Annotated in this window: 21 protein-coding genes, 2 tRNA genes and 1 pseudogene; 10 read left to right on the top strand and 14 right to left on the bottom strand. The window is 67.4% G+C overall.

Translation table 11 applies throughout. The features are described 5' to 3' along the window. The first annotated feature begins 4 nt into the window (after positions 1 to 4). The gene (leuD, locus tag AB0D12_RS20140; RefSeq protein ID WP_362684355.1) at positions 5 to 601 is read left to right on the top strand and encodes a 3-isopropylmalate dehydratase small subunit; all 597 of its coding nucleotides are present in this window, start codon (positions 5 to 7) and stop codon (positions 599 to 601) included. Between the two features lie 95 nt (positions 602 to 696). Here leuD and AB0D12_RS20135 read toward each other — a convergent pair whose 3' ends face one another. Next, the gene (locus tag AB0D12_RS20135; RefSeq protein ID WP_362684699.1) at positions 697 to 888 is read right to left on the bottom strand and encodes a hypothetical protein; all 192 of its coding nucleotides are present in this window, start codon (positions 886 to 888) and stop codon (positions 697 to 699) included. Between AB0D12_RS20135 and AB0D12_RS20130 the strand changes: the two genes are divergently transcribed. Further along, positions 845 to 1,012, top strand: coding sequence for a tyrosine-type recombinase/integrase (locus AB0D12_RS20130; RefSeq protein ID WP_362684663.1), 168 nt, complete (start codon positions 845 to 847; stop codon positions 1,010 to 1,012). The genes AB0D12_RS20135 and AB0D12_RS20130 overlap by 44 nt on opposite strands. Beyond that, positions 1,009 to 1,146, top strand: a complete 138-nt coding sequence (locus AB0D12_RS20125) for a hypothetical protein (protein ID WP_362684353.1) — start codon at positions 1,009 to 1,011, stop codon at positions 1,144 to 1,146. The genes AB0D12_RS20130 and AB0D12_RS20125 overlap by 4 nt, the downstream gene beginning before the upstream one ends. A gap of 13 nt (positions 1,147 to 1,159) precedes the next feature. Here AB0D12_RS20125 and AB0D12_RS20120 read toward each other — a convergent pair whose 3' ends face one another. The 3 genes from AB0D12_RS20120 to AB0D12_RS20110 form a co-directional block, all read right to left on the bottom strand. Beyond that, positions 1,160 to 1,531: a VOC family protein gene (locus AB0D12_RS20120; RefSeq protein WP_362684351.1), complete on the bottom strand. Its 372-nt coding sequence runs from the start codon at positions 1,529 to 1,531 to the stop codon at positions 1,160 to 1,162. A gap of 572 nt (positions 1,532 to 2,103) precedes the next feature. Further along, on the bottom strand, positions 2,104 to 2,733 hold the full coding sequence (locus AB0D12_RS20115) for a hypothetical protein (protein ID WP_362684348.1): 630 nt from the start codon (positions 2,731 to 2,733) through the stop codon (positions 2,104 to 2,106). 145 nt (positions 2,734 to 2,878) lie between these two features. Continuing rightward, positions 2,879 to 3,244: a MerR family transcriptional regulator gene (locus AB0D12_RS20110; RefSeq protein WP_362684345.1), complete on the bottom strand. Its 366-nt coding sequence runs from the start codon at positions 3,242 to 3,244 to the stop codon at positions 2,879 to 2,881. Positions 3,245 to 3,335: 91 nt separating this feature from the next. Between AB0D12_RS20110 and AB0D12_RS20105 the strand changes: the two genes are divergently transcribed. After that, positions 3,336 to 4,199 (top strand): enoyl-CoA hydratase/isomerase family protein, encoded by an 864-nt coding sequence (locus AB0D12_RS20105; RefSeq protein WP_362684660.1) that lies wholly within the window; start codon positions 3,336 to 3,338, stop codon positions 4,197 to 4,199. A 564-nt stretch (positions 4,200 to 4,763) separates the two neighbouring features. Here the strand turns inward: AB0D12_RS20105 and AB0D12_RS20100 are convergent. After that, positions 4,764 to 5,051, bottom strand: coding sequence for a hypothetical protein (locus tag AB0D12_RS20100; RefSeq protein WP_362684657.1), 288 nt, complete (start codon positions 5,049 to 5,051; stop codon positions 4,764 to 4,766). Between the two features lie 96 nt (positions 5,052 to 5,147). Between AB0D12_RS20100 and AB0D12_RS20095 the strand changes: the two are divergent. Then, positions 5,148 to 5,848, top strand: a pseudogene (locus AB0D12_RS20095) (site-specific integrase); the annotation flags it as partial. A 308-nt stretch (positions 5,849 to 6,156) separates the two neighbouring features. Here the strand turns inward: AB0D12_RS20095 and AB0D12_RS20090 are convergent. Genes AB0D12_RS20090 through AB0D12_RS20080 form a run of 3 tightly spaced genes read right to left on the bottom strand, consistent with a single transcriptional unit; the run spans position 6,157 to position 8,316 of the window. Continuing rightward, positions 6,157 to 6,687: a hypothetical protein gene (locus AB0D12_RS20090; RefSeq protein ID WP_362684342.1), complete on the bottom strand. Its 531-nt coding sequence runs from the start codon at positions 6,685 to 6,687 to the stop codon at positions 6,157 to 6,159. 7 nt (positions 6,688 to 6,694) lie between these two features. After that, a complete protein-coding gene (locus tag AB0D12_RS20085; protein WP_362684339.1) occupies positions 6,695 to 7,939 on the bottom strand; it encodes a DNA/RNA non-specific endonuclease in 1,245 nt (414 codons plus the stop codon). Next, the gene (locus AB0D12_RS20080; protein WP_362684336.1) at positions 7,936 to 8,316 is read right to left on the bottom strand and encodes a hypothetical protein; all 381 of its coding nucleotides are present in this window, start codon (positions 8,314 to 8,316) and stop codon (positions 7,936 to 7,938) included. The genes AB0D12_RS20085 and AB0D12_RS20080 overlap by 4 nt, the downstream gene beginning before the upstream one ends. Before the next feature lie 244 nt (positions 8,317 to 8,560). Between AB0D12_RS20080 and AB0D12_RS20075 the strand changes: the two genes are divergently transcribed. Further along, positions 8,561 to 8,962 (top strand): hypothetical protein, encoded by a 402-nt coding sequence (locus AB0D12_RS20075; protein ID WP_362684333.1) that lies wholly within the window; start codon positions 8,561 to 8,563, stop codon positions 8,960 to 8,962. Here AB0D12_RS20075 and AB0D12_RS20070 read toward each other — a convergent pair. Next, positions 8,959 to 9,543, bottom strand: coding sequence for a hypothetical protein (locus AB0D12_RS20070; protein WP_362684330.1), 585 nt, complete (start codon positions 9,541 to 9,543; stop codon positions 8,959 to 8,961). The genes AB0D12_RS20075 and AB0D12_RS20070 overlap by 4 nt on opposite strands. 642 nt (positions 9,544 to 10,185) lie before the next feature. Here AB0D12_RS20070 and AB0D12_RS20065 point away from each other — a divergent pair. Further along, positions 10,186 to 11,523 (top strand): tetratricopeptide repeat protein, encoded by a 1,338-nt coding sequence (locus tag AB0D12_RS20065; protein ID WP_362684327.1) that lies wholly within the window; start codon positions 10,186 to 10,188, stop codon positions 11,521 to 11,523. A 64-nt stretch (positions 11,524 to 11,587) separates the two neighbouring features. Here the strand turns inward: AB0D12_RS20065 and AB0D12_RS20060 are convergent, their stop codons facing one another. Beyond that, positions 11,588 to 12,067, bottom strand: coding sequence for a hypothetical protein (locus AB0D12_RS20060; protein ID WP_362684324.1), 480 nt, complete (start codon positions 12,065 to 12,067; stop codon positions 11,588 to 11,590). Positions 12,068 to 12,396: 329 nt separating this feature from the next. Beyond that, on the bottom strand, positions 12,397 to 12,897 hold the full coding sequence (locus AB0D12_RS20055; protein WP_362684321.1) for a hypothetical protein: 501 nt from the start codon (positions 12,895 to 12,897) through the stop codon (positions 12,397 to 12,399). Between AB0D12_RS20055 and AB0D12_RS20050 the strand changes: the two genes are divergently transcribed. Beyond that, the gene (locus AB0D12_RS20050; protein ID WP_362684318.1) at positions 12,886 to 14,112 is read left to right on the top strand and encodes a tyrosine-type recombinase/integrase; all 1,227 of its coding nucleotides are present in this window, start codon (positions 12,886 to 12,888) and stop codon (positions 14,110 to 14,112) included. The two genes, AB0D12_RS20055 and AB0D12_RS20050, sit on opposite strands and share 12 nt — an antisense overlap. An 80-nt stretch (positions 14,113 to 14,192) precedes the next feature. Here AB0D12_RS20050 and AB0D12_RS20045 read toward each other — a convergent pair. Together AB0D12_RS20045 and AB0D12_RS20040 are read right to left on the bottom strand one after the other, a co-directional pair. Beyond that, positions 14,193 to 14,265, bottom strand: a tRNA-Arg gene (locus AB0D12_RS20045). 195 nt (positions 14,266 to 14,460) lie between these two features. Beyond that, positions 14,461 to 14,554: transfer RNA gene (locus AB0D12_RS20040), tRNA-Ser, on the bottom strand. 257 nt (positions 14,555 to 14,811) lie between these two features. Between AB0D12_RS20040 and AB0D12_RS20035 the strand changes: the two genes are divergently transcribed. Beyond that, positions 14,812 to 15,237 carry an SSI family serine proteinase inhibitor gene (locus tag AB0D12_RS20035; protein WP_362684315.1) on the top strand — a complete coding sequence of 142 codons (426 nt, stop codon included), beginning with the start codon at positions 14,812 to 14,814 and terminating at the stop codon, positions 15,235 to 15,237. A gap of 169 nt (positions 15,238 to 15,406) precedes the next feature. Beyond that, positions 15,407 to 19,297, top strand: a complete 3,891-nt coding sequence (locus AB0D12_RS20030; protein WP_362684312.1) for a PAS domain-containing protein — start codon at positions 15,407 to 15,409, stop codon at positions 19,295 to 19,297. A gap of 85 nt (positions 19,298 to 19,382) precedes the next feature. Here the strand turns inward: AB0D12_RS20030 and AB0D12_RS20025 are convergent, their stop codons facing one another. Continuing rightward, complete coding sequence (locus tag AB0D12_RS20025) at positions 19,383 to 21,029, bottom strand: long-chain fatty acid--CoA ligase (RefSeq protein ID WP_362684309.1); 1,647 nt, start codon at positions 21,027 to 21,029, stop codon at positions 19,383 to 19,385. Positions 21,030 to 21,085 lie beyond the last annotated feature (56 nt).

Raw genomic sequence — 21,085 nt, 5'->3', positions numbered from 1 at the left:
CCGTATGGAACCGCTCATCCGCGTCACCGGCCGTGGGGTGCCCCTGGACCGGCCCAACGTCGACACCGACCAGATCATCCCCGCCGCGTGGCTGAAGAACACCACCCGCACCGGTTACGCCGCCGGCCTCTTCGAGCAGTGGCGCCGCGACCCGGGCTTCGTCCTCAACCGGCCCGAGCGTGCCGGGGCGGCGATTTTGGTCGGCGGCCCGAACTTCGGCTGCGGTTCGTCGCGTGAGCACGCGGCGTGGGCGCTGCACGAGTGGGGTTTCCGGGCGGTGATCGCGCCGGGCTTCGGGGATATTTTCCGCAACAACATGCCGAACGCCGGGCTGGTCCCCGTATGGTGCGAACCACCGGTAGCCGCTGCTCTGATGGCCGCCACCACTGCCGACGCCACCGCTGAGATCAGCGTCGACGTGGCTGAGCAAACGGTCACCTGCGAGGCTGCGGGGGTCCGGGCCGCGCCGTTCCGGCTCGACGAAGACGCCCGCGACCGGCTCGTCTCCGGACTGCCCCAGCTGGAGGTGACGTTGCGCTCCGCTGACCGGATCGCGGCGTACGAGCAGACTCGCGCCCCGTGGTTGGACGTTTCCGCGTGAGGCGGCGGCCGTAGAAGGACGAGGACGGATGGTGTTGGCAGGCTCTACAACGGGTCGGCGGTGAACTGCTGATCGTCGCGCCAAAAACACAGCGCTCAGCTCGTCGCATGGCCCTGCCGTCCGAGTTCGTGACCGCACTCCGTGCTCAGCGCGCCCAGCAGATCGCCGACCAGAAGGGAGCGGGCGACAGCTGGAAGGGGAACCGGCCACAGCCTCGTCTTCACCACCAGGAACGGGACCCCCATCGAGCCGCGCAACCTGAACCGCTCCTTCGAAGCGCTCTGCATCCGCGCCGGCGTCCGCAAGGTCCGCTTCCACGACCTTCGTCATACGTGCGCGTCGCTCCTCCACGAACAAGGCGCCGACGCTCGCATGATCACGGAAGTCCTCGGCCACAGTTCGATCGGGTGACCATGGACATCTACACCTTCGTCCGGCTCGACTCGCAGCGCTCGGCGTTCGAGCGTGTCGGGGATGCCCTGAGGGGTGACGGCAACGGCCCGGACGATGACCACGGTGCAGCAGGTGTCCCCGGAGCTGTTTGATCGACTCCCAGGGCTAGCCGATGAGGGTCTCCTTCGGGCGGACTACGCAGAACTCGTTCCCCTCCGGATCGGCCAGCACGGTCCACGACTCGTCGCCGCTCTGTCCGACGTCCGCTCTGCGAGCGCCGAGTGCGAGGATTCGCTCGATCTCGGCCTCCCGGTCTTCCGCCGCGGATGTCAGATCGAGGTGCAAGCGGTTCTTGACGACCTTGCGGTCGGTCACTGGCATGAAGCAGATTCCCACCGGGGCCGTCTCGGCCGACCCGATCACGACCTCCCGCTCCCGCTCGGACAGGATCCGCCAGCGCAGCACCTCAGCCCAGAACCGGGCCAGGGCGGGCAGGTCGTGGGCGTCGATGACGATGTGATGCAGCGAGACAGGCATGTCGGACAGTGTTCCCCTTTGAGGGCGTGGACAGACCGGAGGCGGTTGCCGCCAAACACTGCCGTCAAGGCAAAAAGCAGCCACCGCGATCCCTGGTGGCACCGAAGCCAGGAACGCACGCAGCCGATCGGCGTGCTCGACAAGGGCGCAACCGCGCACGCTTTCCAAGTCTGTTGGTGGGGGTGAGGACTGCGGTCGTGGCCGTTCGCCTGGGTTCATGACGGAGGAAGCGGCGGCACGGTCACATCGGCGGTACCAGCCTGAGCGGCCGTGAACGCAGCTGAATGAGAAGGAAACTGAGACGGGCTCAGGCTGTACGTGAGCCAGGCCGGCCACTCGTCGTCGACCTCGAGTCTCTGCCTCAAGGCTGGAGTGGCCGTCCTTTTGATCTGTAGCTCTGGCCGATCGGTCAGCGGCGGTCATTTCGGTCGCCGCAAGCTCTATCGGGGCGCTGCCGGACAGGGCCGGTTGCCGTGGTTGGGGTACGGCGCTGCTGTACAGCCCGGCCGCTGGTGACCGAACGGGTTATGCCAAGACGAGCCCGCCGGGGCGGCTCGGGTGTACGCCCTGGATCACTGCGGCGGAACGGGGAGCTGATAGAACGTGCACGGCCCGAGCGGCACATTATTGGCGCATCTGCCCTCCCACACTGTTCCCGTCGAAGTCAGCACGGTGATGAACACCGGGCCTGCCGCAACGTCGAAGACGTTGGATGCCAGTGTGACATCGACAACGTTGGAGGGGCCTCCCACCGCCTGCCAGCCGCCAACAGGAGTACCTGGGTCGCTGTTCTCATTGACTGTCAGGGCGTAGACCTTGCCCTTACACACCGCCGCGACGTACTTGGCGTGGCTCGCTTCGTTCCCCACGGAGTCGACGTCCACGCAGCCCTTTTTTGGCCGGTCCGGGTTTGGCGAGTCCAGCTTCGACTGAGCGTGTTCGAGCAGGTCAGCAGTTCCGTCCTCGGGCTGTGTCTGAGCCGCTGCTGCGCCGCCAGCCCCGATGACCGTCATGATGGCTGTGGCGGTCAGCGTTGCGGCAAGCCTACGCTTGCGTTCCATTCCATACGCCCCTTCCTTTTGTGGAAACGGATTTCGTGATCCGCTTGGCGAAAGAATGGTTACCTGACACACGCGATCCACGGTGAACACATAGTTCACCCAAATGTCCGGCGTGTCGGCTTTTCCGGGCCCGTTTTCCATGGCTCGGAGTGCCGCGTTCCCATTCCAGCTCCCTCCGCCACTACCGACCGACCTCGGCCGCAGAGGGTTTCTCTGCTCCGTCCCGCCGGTGATCCAGGCTTCGCGCGACGCTCTACCTCCCTCCCCCCTCCGCCCTCCAGACTTGTCAGGGGCAGGGGCGGCCCGTCGTGAAGGTGGTGGTGGCCGCGGCGATGACGGTGTCCAGCCTGTCCCGGGTACCCACCAGGGTGTCGATCTGAGTGTTGATCCGGTCCCGCTCCGCCGAGAGCCGGTCGAGCAGCTCCGGCGTCACCTCGCCGGTTACGACGCACGGCAGCAGCTCCACTATCGACCTGCTCGGCAGCCCTGCCGCGTACAACTGCCGGATCAGCAGGACGCGGTCGACCGCACTGTCTGGATAGTGCCGCTGGCCGCTGGGGCTGCGTTCGGAGGCGAGGAGGTGCTGCTCCTCGTAGTACCGCAGCGCTCGCACGCTCACGCCGGTCGCGGCCGCGAGTTCACCGATGCGCATCGCATTCCCCTTGCCTCTGACGTCAACGTCAGCTTTTAGCGTGACCGATGTACGGGCCTGCGGCCAGAGAATCCATCGAGAGAAGGACGAGATGTCGTACGACGGTTACAAGGATCTGCGCGTGGCGATCGAGGCGGGCGTGGCTCATGTCACGCTCGACAACCCGCCGGTCAACATGCTCGACACGACGCTCATCAACGAACTGCACGACTTCGTCGGCGCCGTCCGCGAGGACGAGCGGGTGCGCGTGATCGTGGTGCAGAGCGCCGACCCGGACTTCTTCGTCGCCCACGTCGACCTGGGCTTCATGCTCAAGCCAGAGACCTTCGCGGAGCTGGCCAACCCGGACGTCAGGACCGGCGGCGACGAGTCTCTGATCAACCCGATGCAGAAGCTGATGCTGCGCCTGCGCGCGCTGCCGCAGGTGACGATCGCCAAGCTCGCCGGGCGTCTTCGGGGCGGCGGCAACGAACTGGCGATGGCACTCGACATGCGCTTCGCCGCCCAGGGGCGGACCTGGCTCGCCCAGCCCGAGACCCGGATGGGCATCATCCCCGGAGGCGGCGGCACCCAGCTGCTGCCCCCGCTGGTGGGCCGCGCCAGGGCTCTGGAGGTGATCCTCGGCGGGAACCTGTTCGACGCGGAGGCGGCCGAGCGCTACGGCTGGATCAACCGCGCACTTCCGGCCGAGGAACTCGACGACTTCGTCGACGCCCTCGCCCGGCGCATCGCGGCGCTGCGCCCGGAGCAGATCGCCGCAGCGAAGGCGGCGGTCGGGGCCGCAGCGGCCAGTGGGAGCCTGCTGGAGGGGCTCGGCGAGGAGAGCAAGGCCCTGGGCGGGGTCTACCCGGCACCGGATGCCGTGGTCGAGCGCATGCGAGCCGCTGTGGCAGCCGGCGCCCAGACCCGCGAAGGCGAACTCGACCTGGAGGCGTCACTGGACCGCATTGCCTGAGCCGTACGCGGCCACCGGGCGCACTTTGATCACGGACACGACTCTGCTGCGCAATTCCTCGGCGGAGGCGTCCTTGCGTAGGCGGTGGTCGTTGGTGCGGCCGTCTTCGTCTCGTCCGGTCGTGAGGGGAGGCGGGGATGTCCATGCGGCCGATGGGGTTGCCGCCGGTGCCGGAGCAGACGGTGAAGGTGCCCTGGCGGCTTCCCGAAGGGGGGAGTCTGGCGAATTCGACCGACAATCGGTACTTGCTGAGCACTCATGGATAACCCAAACGTATCCGTAATCAGCAGAGCGATGGCATGACGCTGCGACTGAACGTCGAGACCCAGTACGGCAGCGCGACCGTCCTTCTGTCGGCGTAATCCCCGCTTGCTCAGCCGTGCACGTCGCTGGGTGATGGGTTGCGGGGTGCGGCATAACCGGCCCCTCCCTCGCTGGCCGTCACTGGTGCGTGTCAAGTTCTCTGAGTTACTGGCAGATTCTGCGAATTCGGCCAGTAACTTGCGTGGCTATGCGGGATTCAGGAAGTCGCCGCCGTCTGACGTTGCTCACCGGCCGGTGGTGTCAGGCGCGTTCCGGCTCGTTCGTCTCCTCGGTGGCCGCGGCCCGAGCGCGACGGCGGCCCAGCAGGGCACATCCCGCGGTCACCAGGCCGATGGCGACGACTCTGGCAGCCTGGTAGTAGCCGGTCGCCAGCTCCTCTGGGGCACCGGGCAGTCGGAGAGAGACCCCCGCCGCCGCGAGACCCCCGAAGACGATCAGTGCGACAGCCCCCCACGTCCCGAGCTCCGTCCACCAGGGTCCCGGGTTGTAACCCCGTTCGTCGGTCTGCTCAACGTCCTTGTCGGTCACGGTCTGTTCTCCTGGGCGTGTGGTGGCGGTCGCTGGGGAGGACGCGGCTACGGTGCGGGCGGTTCACCGGGCCGAACGTTCCCTGCTGAAGCCGACGCGGTCGCCGAGGAAGAGATCAGTAAGAACGTCGCCTCCCTCGTGAAGGTGCCCAAGCCTCGCCGTCGCCGGATCAAGCCGTGGTCCGTCGCCGAGGCAGGCCAGTTCCTCGCCGACGCCGCCGCCCGTGATGACCACCTCTTCGCGGCCTGGGTCCTGGTCCTGTGCCTCGGGCTGCGCCGCGGTGAGGTCCTGGGCCTGACGTGGAAGTCCGTCGACTTCGAGGCGGGAGAGTTGTACGTGGATCACCAGATCCAGCGCGCCGGGCGTCAGATCCTCCACCGTGAGACCAAAACCGAGGACTCGGACGACTTCCTGCCTTTGCCGGCACTCTGCCTCAAGGCCCTGCGGATGCGCCGGGCCCAGCAGCTCGGGGATCGGAAAGCCGCCGGGGAGCTCTGGCAGGAATGTCATGACCTGATCTTCACCACGAAGTACGGCACGCCGATCGAGCCGGGCAACCTGACCCGCATGTTCGCCCTGCGTGTCCGCCGCGCCAAGATCCGGGCCATCCCGCTCCGGAATACCCGTCACACGTGCAGCTCGCTTTGGTCGCCCTCAAGGTCCATCCGAAGGTGGCGCAGCGCATCCTTCGGCACTCGCGGATCGCCATGACGATGGAGGTCTACGCCGAGGCCAGCGAAGAGCAGGTGCGCGCCGCGATCGGCAAGCTGTCCAACGCGATGGGCGGCACCGGCTGACGCGGTTGCTGTACTTCACTGCTGTACGGGCAACACAAGAGACCCCCCGGATTTCTCCGAGGGGCCTCTCAGCTGTGTGCACTCGGCAGGATTCGAACCTGCAACCTTCTGATCCGTAGGATCGGGCACCGCCTTGCAAGGGAGTCTCGCGGTCTCCTGAGCTGATCGCCGCGGTCGGTGATCAGCAGCCTTTGTGTGCTGTCGTTGCCGTCAGCGCTGCCGTCATTCCGAGGAGCAGCCGACTGGCCCCGTCTTCTCCGTTGCCGCCGCTGCGTGACCTCCGGCTACCAGATGCTGCCGTACGCCATTCAGATACGCGGGTTGCGCTCGTACGTAGACGATTCGTCCGGGAAGTCGTCGGGAAAGACTTCGCTCACGACGTCGCCCTGAAGCACACGCAACAGGTACGTCTCCACAGGGCCTTCAAAGAGATCAAACTCGTCGCCACGCCCGATGACGGTGAGGACGGCCCACTTGCGGGCATCCGCGTTCGGGACCAGGAAGCACATGTCCGCATTGTCCGTACCTCCCCAGCGGACCAGTTGAGCCGGTGCCACTCCACGTCGTGACAGCAGCTCCTGGATGTGCGGACGCGTGGTGGCCATGGTTTCCCTGGCGATAAGAGTTCGGGTTACCAGATCGACGTTCTCGTTGTTTGCGCCCGCGCGGTAGACGCGCAGGAAGTCATCGAACTTGGCGCCTCCGAACACGTCGAGGAAGCGCATGAACGACGCCGGGAAAGTGACACCGAGAGCGGCTTCGGCGGACTCCCAATCGTTGATCACTGTTCCCACTTCGCCAGTTGCCGGAAGTGCCGCCAAGAGTTCCAAGTCAGTCATTATCTGCCTACTTGTTGATGATGGTTTGGTCGATTTCGAGGCCACCGCCCTTGGCGACGACATGGACACCTGACGGGATGAGGTCTGACGGGTTTCGATACACAGGAGTGGCCAAGTACTTCACATCATGGCCAGCATCAACAGCGGCATAGATCTGCTTCTCCATCTTCTGCATGACTTCATTGTTTGCCTTGTCGTACATGATGACGATGTTCTCTGGCGCCTTGCCGTCGCCCCCTAGAGACCTGGCGAGCAGGTGCCCCCGAGTGTGACCGGCTGTATCACCGCCCCAACCGGGAGGTTGCACGCGTCGGCCGGCCTTGGAACCCGTGTCGAGCATCGACTTAGTGATCGTTGTGTCAACGCCTTGGGCACGTCCGACGCCGTCAAGGGGCTGGCAGTAGTGCGGCGGTTGCCTCGCTGCCCCGTAGCCACCGCCCTGGCCGACACGCAGCAGGGGCTGCCCAGGTCCGAGCGGTGGTATGCCGGCCATCGCCAGGCGGGGGCCTGCGATATCGATGGGTATTCCCTGAAAGAATCTGCTAATCCCGCCCGCCTCGGATATGGCTTGCGCAGACTTTCCCAATCCGCCGAATGCACCGCCGGTGGCCGCGCCGTAGAACCCTGCGCTCTGAGCTTCATCGAGGTTGAAGCCGTCCTGCATGCCGAAGTTGATCGCCATGTTCTGCGCGACGGCGAGGTCGACGGTGACAGACTCGATGCCTGCGAAAGCAGCAGTGACAAAGGTGGTAGCGGCGATGTCGGCGACCACGGTGGAGAGCGTGACCCCGAGGGTGGCGGCAAGTTCGATGATGGTCACCGAGGCTGCTGCGGCAGCGGCTTCGGAAACACCGAAAGTGAAGATGGCGAGAGCGGTGCCCGCAACGATGGTGGCGCCGACAATCTCCAGTTCATGCTCGAGCTTCTTCTTGGCGTCAGCCACGGCATCGGCGTACTTGTCCAGCCCGTCCGCCAGGGCACGGGGACCGTCGATGAGGTCCTGAAGCCAGCCCTTCTTGTCGTGGTAGTAGCGGCGCCAGAACGGGTCGTCAAAGGCCGATATGGCCTCTCCCGTGTTGTTGTGAATCAGGGTTTGTGCGGCCTTGTTGGCAGCGACCGTGACGTCCTCCATGTCCTCGGCGAACTTCCGCCACGCCTTCGCTATGTCCCGCAGCTTGTCCTCGTCGGCGGCCGGCCACTCTATCCCCGTGAGATCCTGGACAACCTCCCGGACCTTGTCACCTGCACTCACTGCTCGTGCCCCCGGTCGTGGTTGCCGAGATCGCCGTGCTTTTCATGAGGCTTGGGGACGGCCTTACTGAACATGGCGCGAATCAGTTCTTCATTGTCGATGTGCCCGTCCGCCATGTCGGTCATGGCCAGATGGATGCTGACCAACCCCTCGGCAAGAATCATTGCCGATCTCTCAACCGCCGTGACGTTGGGTGCATAGATACCTTGGAACTGCGTCCCTGCATCGTCGTCCCCCCAGGCTGCACCGGCCTCGGACAGCGAGGTCTTGAGCGTGGTGAGAGCCTTCACCAGCGCTGTGCTCTGCTCATGAAATGTCGGAGCCGCCGCCTTGATGTCAGCGCTTTTGATGTTCAGGACCTTGCCCTCGTCACCCATCGCAAATCACCCCTCCGTTGCTTCGCCAGCCCTACGACCCTAATCAGAGAGGTTCGTTCACAACTGCAAGCTACGGAAAGAATGGGTAAAGATCCACTCCGGGTGTGTGTCTCAGTCACAGATCAGTCGCTGAGTGCAATATAGATCGCGGAGGCGATTGGAAGGCCACGCGGCGGAGCTTGGTGCACATGCACAGGTGTGCCTGCGTCGTCCGGCTCCCATCGTCGGCGCTACCCTGCGGCCCATGGCTGAGGCTTTCGTCACCGGTGGCGAACACCCGTCGTGCGGCATCTGCCCCTCACGTCGCTTCCCGCTCGGCGAGTTCGACGTGTTCGAGCGTCCCTCCGCCGACTGCCCGTTCAGCCCTGCGGACGGTCACCGGTACACATCGGCTGGAGTGCCCGTATGCGTACACCCGGAGAAGGTCGGCCTGCCGCCTGGCCGGTACAAGACTGAAGGCGTGCCGTTCAAGGTGGAGCTGCAGTTGCCGGACAGCCCGGACCAACTGGACGCGTACCTGTACGAGGTGATGCACAGCGCAGCACCCGGAGTGCTCGAACTGCTTATCGAGCAAGCCACCCAGGAAATCCCGCAGGTCTTCCCAGAGGTGGACGTACTCCAGGCGCTGCGCCGCGCGCTCAACTAACCGGCGGTGGCGAATCCGGGGGCGAACCTACGGCCGCCCTCGTAGATGCCCAGCGGCTCGTACTTCGCGACGACAACCGCCTTCCGCTTCGCCGTCTCCTCCTTGCCGATCCAGAACCGCTCGTTCAGCGGCCCCCAGGCGGCCCGATAGACCTGGTGCGTGTAGTCACCGTGATCCCAACCGCCGATCTGCTCACGATCGGTGGCGTGCACGAACCTGATCCCGGTCCGCTCCTGGACGCGGCTGAGCACGGTGAACTGCGCCGCGAGAGCGTGGATCATCTCATCCACGGGGACGGAGACGGGGATCTCGGCGGCCTGTTCGTCGCCATCCGTCATCTCATACACGGCCGACTTGATAGCCATGGCCCGAAGTGCCTCGGGGAAGAGCGGCACGGTGTCCGTCTCCACATCGAAGCCGTCCACCAGGGCGTAGCCGGTAAAACTCTGCCAGTCTTCGTCGTACTTCGCGCACGCGGTGCGCAGACGGGCGAACTCCGGGTCCGCCTCGACGATCGTCACGATTTCCCGGGCTCGCTCCGCGACCCGCTCAGGGGCGGGACGTACTAGCGTTGCGGACACTGCTGCACACTCCTTCGGTTGGGTGCATCGGTTGACCCGTCCGGCTGCCGACCGCCGTCATACGGGGCAGCCGGGCGGGAGTCTGTCGCCATGCCGAGTGGCGTTTGGACCTCCCTGGCCGCTTCAAAGAGACACCTCCCGCGGCCAGGGGGCGTTCATGTGGTCGGGCTGGCCAAAGCCACACCGAGGACGAAGCCGACCGACCCTGAAATTGCGATGATGAGAATCGGTCCGGCGTAAAGGCCTATGCGGGCCGCTAATCGCCTCACTGCGACTCGCCCCCGCTCTCTGCGGGCGCTGCCCGAACCTGGTCGCTCACGGTGGTGCCGCCCGTTGAGGCGTTCGCGGCGCGGTGTTGCGGGCACTGGCACGGCGGGTAAGCCATCGACCCCGGGGGCAAGTCCAGCCCCTCCGTCGTGTCGATTCTCAGCACTCCGCCCGCTCCGCGTTCCTCAGTCAACTGGGCGAGCAGTGCCCGCGCTTCGCTTCCCATAACTCAGCCCCTTGTGGACGACTACGGCGAGCGTCTCGCCGACCTCTCCTGCCTCTACGCAACCGCCCGACCACGCACAGCGGTACCGTTGCAGCAACGTCGGGACTTGAAAGCCTTGAAAGTTCGTAAGAGCACGGGGAGTTGAGGTCATGGCAAAGCGCTTACCGAACGTGGCGCTTGCCCGGCTGCTGACTGAGAGCCGTTGGACGTACCGCCAGTTCGCGCGCACGGTGAACCGCGTCGGCACCGAGACCGGCTTCCCGCTCCGTTACGACGAATCGGCGGTGAGCCACTGGCTCGGCGGAACCACTCCCCGCAAGTCGGTTCGGACCTGCATCCTCGAAGCCCTGTCGCGACGGCTCGGCCGCCCCGTCACCCACGCCGAGGCGGGCCTGCCCACTCCCACTGATCACCCCACGGCCGCGGATACCGTGGAAGGGATGATCGACCTGGGGAGGCAGGACATGGTCCCTTCACGCAGGAGCATCCTGGGCGCCGGTCTCTTCTCCGTCGCCCTGACCATCCCCGGCTGGCCCGATGTCGTCGGCCGCGCTCAAGCCGTTCAGACCGGCCGAACCTCACGCATCGGCATGAACGAGGTGGACATGGTCATCGCCATGACCGAGCGCGTCTCGGAACTGGACGACCAGTTCGGCGGCCGTCACGCACGCCCCATGGCGGCGACGTTCATGGTCAACACGGTGGCCGCGTATCTGCGGGCCGATGCTCCGGAGCACGTACAGCAAGCGATGCTTTCCGCGGCATCCGACCTGCTGTATCTCACGGGCTATATGGCGGTGGACGAAGGGCTCCACGGACTCGCGCAGCGCTACTACATCAAGGCTCTGGAGCTGGCCGGTGCGGCTGAGGATCACCTCACGTACTGCACCACGCTGCGCGGCATGAGCGTGCAAGCGGTGGACCTGCGCCACGGAGCCAAGGCCATGGAATTGGCCGACGCAGCTGCCGCCGCCGCCCCGAAAGCCGGGCCACGCATGCTCGCCTTCCTCGTCGGCCAGCAAGCCCACGCTTCCGCCCAGACCGGAGACCGCACGAGCGCGCTGCGCTCTATCCGTGAAGCTGAAGCGGCCATGGACCGCGCCGAGTCGCGCGGAAAGGCATTCGGCTCGTACGACCCGTCTTCGCTCAACTATCACGTCAGCCAAGTCCGGTACGAACTCGGCGACAAGGCTGGGGCCGTCGATGCCATGCAGCAAGCGGACGAGCTCCGCCCCAGCGTCTATCGGCGCACCCGGGTACAGCGGCGCGGCCTGCTGGCTGAACGGCAACTGGAGATCGGCCACCTAGAAGCGGCCTGCGCTACCTGGAACCTGGCACTCGACGACTACCCCATGGTCCAGTCGGGCCGTGCTGACGACCGCGTGAAGACCATGTTCAGCCTGATCCGCCCCCACTTGAGGAATGCTGCCGCCCGCGATCTCCACGACCGGGCACGCACTATCGCGCCCCCTGCGCTCGTCGGCTGACCCCCCAGCGGGGTACGAATCGTCGTCCGCACACTGGGGGGCGACGACGGCGGATACCACGACGTCATCGCCTCGTGGTCGACTCGGGCACGCCGAGGTCTCGGCGCATGGCACTGCGGAGTACGGCGAGTGCCGAATCGAACCTGTCCTCCAGCTCTCTGTAGGCCTGGTCCTCTATCCCAGCACCCTCCACGAGCAGGTCTCTCGTGTCCCTCAGGACCACGAACGCGGCGCGGGCAGCCTCTACGACAACTTGCGGGGCGATGATGGCCAGCTGGTGGCGGATCTCGTAAGCCCCCGGCGCCAGAAACAGCTCGCGAACCCTCTGAGGGCGCTCCTGTGCAGGGATGTCTGCCTGCGCGCACTCGTTGAGCGCCGTTCGCATGCGCGAGAGTGCAGCGGTGTAGTCGCCGTAGAGCTTCCTCCGCACATCGAGACTTTGGCCGGCGCGCTCCCTGCGCCAACTGAGCCGATCGGCAATCAACGTCGAACCGACCCCGATCACCGCTCCAAGTGCCGTACTGACTGGCGATATCCACTCCATGGCAGGGAGCGTAGGACGTCCGTTTGCCCGTCGCCCCGCAGGTGCATCTCGTGATGGGAATCGAGCCCCCGCTCTGATCTGGCCACGGTCAGACCGCCGTTGACGTGAGTTCCTCTCCCAACTGGCGCAGAGCGCGGACGGCTTCGTACGACGTCTGCTTTGTAAGCCTGGCGCCCCGCGCTGGCGCATCCGCGCTGGTCACCGTGTGTGCGGCGGCGCTGAGCCCACGCAGGGCTCTGGCGCCGCTATGGGCTCCGAGTGACCGTGGTTGACCGCTCCATCTGGCACGGATCTGGCACGCGGACAGCCTCTGACACCTGCCTTGTCGCTTAAACATCCGTGTCGGGTAGCGGATAAAGGCGCTTCAGGTAAGCCAGCGCCACCCCTGAAACTGTCGGAGTCCAACCCAACTCGGCAGCGACTTCTTCGCAACGCGCCGACGCTCGCGAGCACAATTGCTCATTGGCGCGCAGGTTCAAGTTTGCTGGTGCTTTGCCCGTACCCTTCGACGCTCGCATGGGCTTCTCTGGGACAAACTCTCCGGAGACGAACAGACGTAATCCCTCACTCACTCGATCGACAAGCTCGTCACCAACCGCCGCGGCGGATGCCTTGATGTGCGCACGCTCCGGGACGGTTGTCTTCATAGGGAAGTTTCTCGCGCTGCGCTTGGCGGCCGGGTCAGAGGTGCGGAGCTTCCCACATGCATTTGGGGCCAAGACTTCATCGACCGCATCTGCAAGATCGTGAGACCCGATCTCATGGAGCTTGCTCGATGCAGCGGCCAGTCGATCACGCAGGTTCATGCTCTTGTGAGAGTGCTGAGCCATCAGCGGAAGCCTTCCACACAGATCGAGGTTGCTCAGGAATGCCGAAAGGAGCCTATGGGATCTGGGCGGGACGACGCGCACGAGAAACTGACTCGCCTTAAGGCCGATTCACAGAGCGGTGTTCCCGTATCGGTCATGAAACAGACGGTCGCCGAATATCTGGCGTACTGGCTGGAGCACGTGTCGAAACCGAAGGTGCGCCGGGTAACTTGGGTCAATTGCGAATCCCTGGTGCGAAATTACATCGTCCCGGGCGTCGGCAAGAAGAAGGTCGCCCGTCTCGCCGCCCGCGACATCCGCGCGTTCCTCGGCCTGGTCGCACGCACCTGCCAGTGCTGCGCGCTGGAGAAGGACAAGAAACGGCCTGAGCACAAGCGGCGGTGCTGTGCCGTCGGTGAGTGCTGCGAGAAGTACCCATCGGATCGCACGGTCCGTTTCCTGCTGGTGCTCCTGCGGTCGGCGCTCCAGCACGCCGTACGGGAGGACGAGCTGCCGCGCAACGTCGCTCGGAACGTCGAGCTGAGCACAGGGACGCGACGCGAGATCGAACCGCTGTCGGTGACAGAGGGAAGCAAGCTGCTGGCTACAGCGCGGGGAGACAGGCTGTGGGCGGTGTACGAGCTGGCCGTACGGCTGGGCCTGCGGCGGGGCGAAGTGCTCGGCCTTCGCTGGAAGGACGTGGATCTTCATGACGGAGTGATCCACATTCGGCAGAGTCTCCAGCGGGTCAGCGGTGAGCTGGTGCGCGCGGCCACGAAGACGGCTCGCTCCACACGCCGTGTGCCGCTGCCTGCTGAGTGTGTGACGGCGCTGCGTGCTCGCCGCGCTCAGCAGCACGCCGACCGGCTGGCCCGCGGGGACCGGTGGACGACAACCGATCTGGTCTTCACGACGCGCAACGGGATCCCGATAGAGCCGCGCAACCTGAATCGCGCCTTCGAGGTCCTGAGCCGGCGCGCGGGCATCCGTCAGGTGCGCTTCCACGATCTTCGGCACACCTGTGCCTCACTGCTCCACGAGCAAGGGGCCGACGCACGGACGATCATGGAAGTTCTTGGGCACAGCTCTATCCGCGTGACCATGGACGTCTACACCTTCGTCCGGCTGGACACCCAGCGAGCCGCCTTCGACCGCGTCAGCGATGCGCTGGCTGGGATTGACGGCAACAGACCGGATGACGATGACGGCCCCGGCGCAGTGTTAGCCGCGATCTAGGAACGGTTGCCGTCAACCACCGCCGTCAAAGCAAAAAGCAGAGGCCCTGTCGATCTCTCGACAGGGCCTCTGGCCTGTTGTGCACTCGGCAGGATTCGAACCTGCAACCTTCTGATCCGTAGTCAGATGCTCTATCCGTTAAGCTACGAGTGCTCGGCGTCCCGGGCTTTTCTGCCTGGTCGGCGTTGCGGGAACAACATTACATGACCCGCGCCGTCAGGTGAAATCCGTTAACCAAACCCATCCTGACCTGCGAAAACGCCGCAGAAATGCCTGCAGAACACCTTCCGGAACACCTGCCGGAACGACCGAAGCCCCGACCATCAGGACGGGGCTTCAGTGATCAACTGGCGGAGGCGGAGGGATTTGAACCCTCGATGGGCTTTAAGACCCAAACCGCATTAGCAGTGCGGCGCCATAGACCGGACTAGGCGACGCCTCCAGCACACCCGCGCGGGCGCGGAGTGGTGCGTGCAGATGATGACACAGCCAAGCGGGGTGTCACCAATCGCTGCCCACGGTACTAGGGACGTGGGCCGCAGAGCAAAGTCCGGACCCTCCGGGAGTCCGGCCGGTCCGGGAGACGTCCCTCGAAGAGCGCAGTCCGGTTGCGCAACGCCCGGACGCAACGAGCGTTAGAGAGTGCGGGGCCTCTCGGTCCCAGCAGGACCCCGTGACTCTCCAGCTCCAGGAGCTCCCATGCTGCGCCACCTCGTCCTCACCGCGACCGCGTCCCTCGCCGCGCTCGGCGCCGCCCTGCCCGCCGCCGCGGCGCCCCTTCCGCTGCTGAAGGCGCCGGACAAACTGACCGTGATCGTCTCCGAGACCGGGAACGGGCGGACCGACGGGCGGTACGAGCTGGCGTGCGGGCCCGCAGGCGGGACGCACCCCACGGCGCAGGCCGCCTGCGACCGGCTGGACCAGCTTGCGCGGGAGAGGCAGGACCCCTTCGCGCCGGTGCCCGAGGACCAAATGTGCACCGAGCAGATGGGCGGGCCGGCCACCGCGCACGTCACCGGAACCTGGCAGGGGCGACGCGTCGACGCCACCTTCAGCCGGACCAACGGCTGTGAAATCTCGCGCTGGCGGACGATCGAACCGGTACTGCCGAACACCAGGTCATAGGCCCGGGCGTGCGCCGTGTGCACACAATATTGGTGAGAGCTCCCCCTCATCCGCCGTCGCGTCCGCATCCGCTGCCTTTAGACTCCCTCCAGTGACAGGCTGAAGTCCGAGGAGCAAGATGGGACCGGCCCGTCCGCAATATGCAGTAGGTCAGGGAGGAAGCGTCGTCGTGAGCAGCAGGCCATCCCGAGGCGCTGCTCGCCTCGCAGCCATACTCGACGCCCTTCCGGACGGGCTCGTGCTAGTCAACTGCAATGGCACGGTCGTCAATGCCAACACCATCGCCCTCGAACTCTTCGAGACGCCCGGCACCGCCCTCGTCGGACGCGGGCTGCTCGATCTGCTGCCCTCCTTCGACTCTCGGCTGATTCCCGGCTCCATGCGGCGGCCCGAAGCCGCGGACGAGCGGGGCCGCACCAAGCCGGCCCGGATGGTCGCGCGGCGCACGGACGGCAGTGAGTTCCCGGTCGAGGTGACCAGCGCCAGCCTTGAGGACGGGCACGAGGCCTATGCCTCGTCCCCGGGATACACCGGCGACGAGCTGCTGATGCTCGTCGTACGGGATCTGTCGGGCACCGTGGACACCGAAGCGGAGCTGGCGCGTTCGCAGCGGCAGACCGAGATGATCCTGCGGGCCGCGTCCGAAGGCGTCGTGGGAACGGACACCGACGGGCGGGTCGTCCTGGTCAATCCGGCCGCCGCCCAGATCCTGGGGTTCCGGGCGAGCGACCTGGGCGGCCAGGAGCTGCACCCGCTGATCCTGCACTCGCGCGCGGACGGCGAGCCGTTCCCGTACGAGGAATCACCGCTCGCGGACACGCTCAAGTCCGGCCGCAAGCACCGGGTGCGCGGGCAGGCGCTGTGGGCAAAGAACGGTTCGAAGGTGGCCGTCGATCTGACGACCGCGCCGGTACGGGACGGGGACCAGCTCGTCGGCGCGGTGATGACCTTCACCGACCGGCGTCCGTACGAGGAGCTGGAACAGCAGCACTCGGCGGAACTCGCGGAGACGACCGAACGGTTCACGGCCGAGATCGATGAGACGACCGAGCGGCTCACGGCCGAGCTGGCTGACAGGTCGGAGCGGTACGCCGCCGAGATCGAGGGGCGCACTGAGCGGTACGAGGAGCTGGCCGCCCGGCATGCCCAGCTGACCGCCGTGCTCGGCGAGTCGCTGCGCGGGCCGCTGGAGGAACTGCGCGCCGAACTGGGCACGCTGGCCGCTGACCCGGCCGGGCAGCTGTGGCCCGAGGCGAATCAGATCCTGCACCATCTGGCCGCCGGTTATGCCCGAATGACAACGCTTGTCGACAATGTGCTCGGCTTCCAGCGACTCGACACGGGCGCGGAAGAGCTGAACAAGGCGAACGTTCTGCTCGACGCGGTCGTCGCGGCCGGGATCGAGGGAGCGATCGAACTGATCGGGCCCGGGCGGGCGCAGTTCGCGGTGCACGCGCCGCCTATAGAGGCAGAGGTGGACGGAGCTCGACTGGCGACGGCGCTCGCTCATCTGGTCGCGGACGTGGCCGGGGTCGACTCGACCGGCAAGGCCCGGGTGGTCCCGGGCGGCGGGTACGTGGACTCGACGGTCGTGGTGGCGGCGGCGCAGCGCGGTGAGGTCGTACGGATCGAGGTGCGGGGGCCGTTCGCCGGGGGAGACCCGGTGCACGAGCCGATCGTGCGGGGGGTCGTCCGGGCGCACGGCGGCGTGCTGCAGACGCACGAGATGCCGGGGATGAGCGGCAGCGCGTACGTCCTGGAGGTGCCGCTCGGCGAGGGCGCGGGGACCGTGACGGCATCGCAGGAGGCCGGTCCGGAGACCGGTGCGCTTGCGGAGACCGGTGCGCTTGCGTTGCCGGAACAGTCGACGGGATCCGCACCTGGTACGTCCGGCGGGGGCGGCGGGCGACGGCGCGCGCGCAGAGCCTCTACGGACGCGTTCCTGGAGAGCCCCGTGGCCATGGAGGACCCCGTGGCGGCGCAGCCGACCGGGCGGCGCCGGGGCCACGCGGAGAAGCCGCAGCAGGAACTGATCCCCGCCCAGGATTCGGGTTCGCGTGCGGGTTCGGGTTCGGGTTCGGGGAGCGGTCCCGGGAGCGGTTCGGGCAGTGGCGGAACCGGGCGGCGACGTGGGCGGCCGAGCCCGGCCGAGCAGGCCACGACGGCTGCCGCCGTTGTCGCGGGGACCCTTGAGCCGACCGAGGGTTCGGTGGTGACGGCCGCGGAGGGCGCGGCCTCGACCGGGCGCGCGGCGCGAGGCCAGGCGGTGCCCCCGCAGGGCGTGCCCGTCGACGCACAGGGTTCGGGCGCGTCGGGGCGGCGCGGTGGCGAGGGCGGACTGCCCGAGCTGTCCGCCGCGCCGGTTGCCGCACCTGCCGCTCCGGCTGCCGCTTCCGCTGTTCCGGCCGAGGCACGTCCCGCCGGGCGCCGGGCCAGGCGGGCACTGGCGGCCGCTCCGGCCGAGGTGGAGAGCGGCCGCAGCGCGTTCGCGCTCCCGCCGGCCGAGGCCGACCGGGTCCGGCCGATCCCGCCGACGGCCGGTGAGGCGGACGCCTCGCTGCCGGGCCGGCACGATGCCGTACGCACCGAGCCGGGCGCCGAACACCACACGCCACCGCAGCAGCATCCCGTGCCCACGGGCCGCCGTCGCGCCCGCAGGGAAGAGGCTCAGCCGCTGCCGGGCCGGGCGCCGGAGACCCTTCAGGCACCGGAAGCGGCTGGGCAGGTGCCCGCCGCCGCGCAGCCGGAATGGGCGGAGAACGGCTCCTCGGGCACCGGCCTCGCCGCGATCGCCTCGGGCGGCCGGCAGCCGACCGCCGCGGATGACTCGACCGGTCAGCACTCCGCCGCCGCGGACGGCGAAGCCGCCGTGGAGAGCGCGGAGGAGACCGTTCAGAACACCGGTTCCGTATCCCTGCCGCTGCCACTGCCGCTGCCGGCACAGCCGGTCGCCGCGCGCGCCGCGCAGCCCCTGCCCGCCGAGGCGCCGGTCTCGGCCGACTCGACACAGGGCCGGGCGTTCAGCGTGCGCACGCTCGGTCAGGGCGTGCCGTTCTCGCAGCAGATCGCCCAGCAGCAGAACCAGACGCTCGGCGCCGGCCGCCGCCGCAAGCTGGCCACACCGCCGGACGGCGAGCGGCCCGAACCCGCCGCGCGTCCGCACCCGCAGGCCCCCGCGCAGAACGGGCCGCGGCTGCCCGCCGCCCAGGCCGAGGGCCGGGCGTACGCGATCGGTGCGCCCGACGAGGGCGCGGAGGGACCCGAGCCGCTGGACGGCCCGGGCGGCGCGGTCGAGGTGGCCAACCGGCCGCAGCCGCAGCCCGTCGACGACGAACTGCCCCCGGAGCCGCTGGACAACCCGCGTCGGCTGCTGGTCTGGCCCGCGCCCGACGTCTCCACACAGCAGGCGTTGAGCGACCGCGGCTACCGCCCGGTGGTCGTGCACTCGCGCGAGGAGGTCGACGCGCAGATCGCGGCCTTCCCGGCCGCGCTCTTCGTCGACCCGCTGACCGGACCGATCACACGGACGGCGCTCCAGTCCCTGCGCCAGGCAGCCGTGGCCGCGGAGGTGCCGGTGCTGGTGACGGCGGGCCTCGGGCAGGCGACGCGGGAGGCCGCGTACGGCGCGGATCCTGCCGTGCTGCTCAAGGCACTGGCTCCGCGCGACAGCGAACAGCACCCCCCGCGCGTGCTGTTGATCGAGGAGCACGAGGAGATCGCGCTCGCGCTGACGGCCACTCTGGAGCGGCGCGGCATGCAGGTCGCCCGGGCGGGTGCGGACACGGACGCGGTCACGCTCGCCACCCAGATGCGGCCGAACCTGGTGGTGATGGACCTGATGCAGGTACGCCGCCGGCGGGCGGGGATCATCGACTGGCTGCGCGCGAACGGCCAGCTGAACCGCACCCCGCTGGTCGTCTACACCTCGGCGGGCCTCAACCAGGCGGAACTGCCGCGGCTCTCGTCCGGCGAGACGGTGCTCTTCCTCGCGGAACGCTCGACGAGCAGCGAGGTCCAGGCCCGCATCGTGGACCTGCTGGCAAAAATCGGCACGAACTGACAGGCATCAAGTAGTGCAAAAGGGGCGGCAGTCATGACTGCCGCCCCTTCCTCGATCTTCAACCGGCCAGCGGCTCTTGCATCGGCTAGAGCCGGGTGACGTCCAGCTCGCCGTCCGCGTACTGCTTGCGGATCACCTTCTTGTCGAACTTGCCGACGCTCGTCTTCGGCACCGCGGGCACGATCGCCCACCGCTCCGGCAGCTGCCACTTGGCGAGCCTCCCGGCGAGGAAAGCCTTCAGCGTCTCGTAGTCGGCGCTCGAGCCGTCCTTCAGCACCACAGTCGCCAGCGGCCGCTCACCCCACTTGTCGTCCGGGACGGCGACGACCGCGGCCTCCGCGACCTCCGGGTGTGCCATCAGCGCGTTCTCGAGTTCGACGCTCGAGATCCACTCGCCGCCGGACTTAATGACGTCCTTCGCACGGTCGGTCAGTGTCAGAAAGCCGTCCGGGCTTATGACGCCGACATCGCCGGTCCTCAGCCAGCCGTCCTCGCTGAACTTGTCCGCGGGCCTGAAGTCGTCACCGCCCGCGCCGCCGTAGTACGCGCCCGCGATCCAGGTCCCGCGCACCTCCAGCTCACCGGCCGACTCGCCGTCCCACGCCAGGAACTCGCCGCCGGGTCCGACCAGCCTGGCCTCGACGCCCGCCGGGAAACGGCCCTGGGTGATGCGGTACGGCCACTCCTCCTCCGCGCTCAGACCCGCCGGCGGGTGGGCCATGGTGCCGAGCGGGGAGGTCTCCGTCATGCCCCAGGCGTGACAGAGCCGCACACCGAGCTTGTCGTAGGCCTCCATCAGCGCCGGCGGACAGGCCGAGCCGCCGATGGTGACCTGCTTCATGGAGCTCAGATCCCGGGGGTGGGCGATGACTTCGGCCAGCAGGCCCTGCCAGATGGTGGGGACGGCCGCGGCGTGCGAGGGCTTCTCGCGCTCGATCATCTCGGCGAGCGGCGCGGGCTGCAGGAAGCGGTCGGGCATCAGCATGTTGATGCCGGTCATGAACGTGGCGTGCGGCAGGCCCCAGGCGTTGACATGGAACTGCGGAACCACCACGAGCGTCGTGTCACGGTCGGTCAGCCCCATCGACTCGGTCATGTTGACCTGCATGGAGTGCAGATAGAGGGAGCGGTGGGAGTAGACGACGCCCTTGGGGTCGCCGGTGGTGCCCGAGGTGTAACACATGGCCGCCGCGGTGCGCTCGTCCAGCTCCGGCCAGTCGAAGGTGGTGGGGCGGCCGGCGATCAGCTCCTCGTACTCGTGCACCTGCGCCTGTGCGTCGGCGAGCAGGGCGCGGTCACCGGGGCCGGAGACGACAATGTGCTCGATCGTCGGCAGATCCGGCAGCAGCGGCGCGAGCAGCGGCAGCAGCGAGCCGTTGACGATGACGGCGCGGTCGGCGGCGTGGTTGACGATCCACACCAGCTGCTCCGCGGGCAGACGGAGGTTGAGCGTGTGCAGTACGGCTCCCATGGAGGGAATCGCGAAGTACGCCTCGACGTGCTCGGCGTTGTTCCACATGAGCGTCGCGACGCGCTGGTCGCCGACGATTCCGAGTTCGTCACGCAGGGCATTGGCCAGTTGGGCCGCCCGCCCGCCGATCTCCGCGAAACTGCGGCGCTGCGGCTCGGCCTCCCCCGTCCAGGTGGTGACCTGTGACTTTCCATGGATCGTCATCCCATGCTGAAGGATGCGGGTCACAGTCAGCGGTACGTCCTGCATGGTGCTCAGCACGGCGTCCTCCCGGTGGGCGCTAGCGCTACGTGGCAGTTAAGGGTTGTGCAGATTCT

This window comes from Streptomyces sp. NPDC048479 (assembly GCF_040651435.1).
Lineage (GTDB): Bacteria > Actinomycetota > Actinomycetes > Streptomycetales > Streptomycetaceae > Streptomyces.
This window is presented reverse-complemented; position numbering and strand designations above follow the sequence as displayed.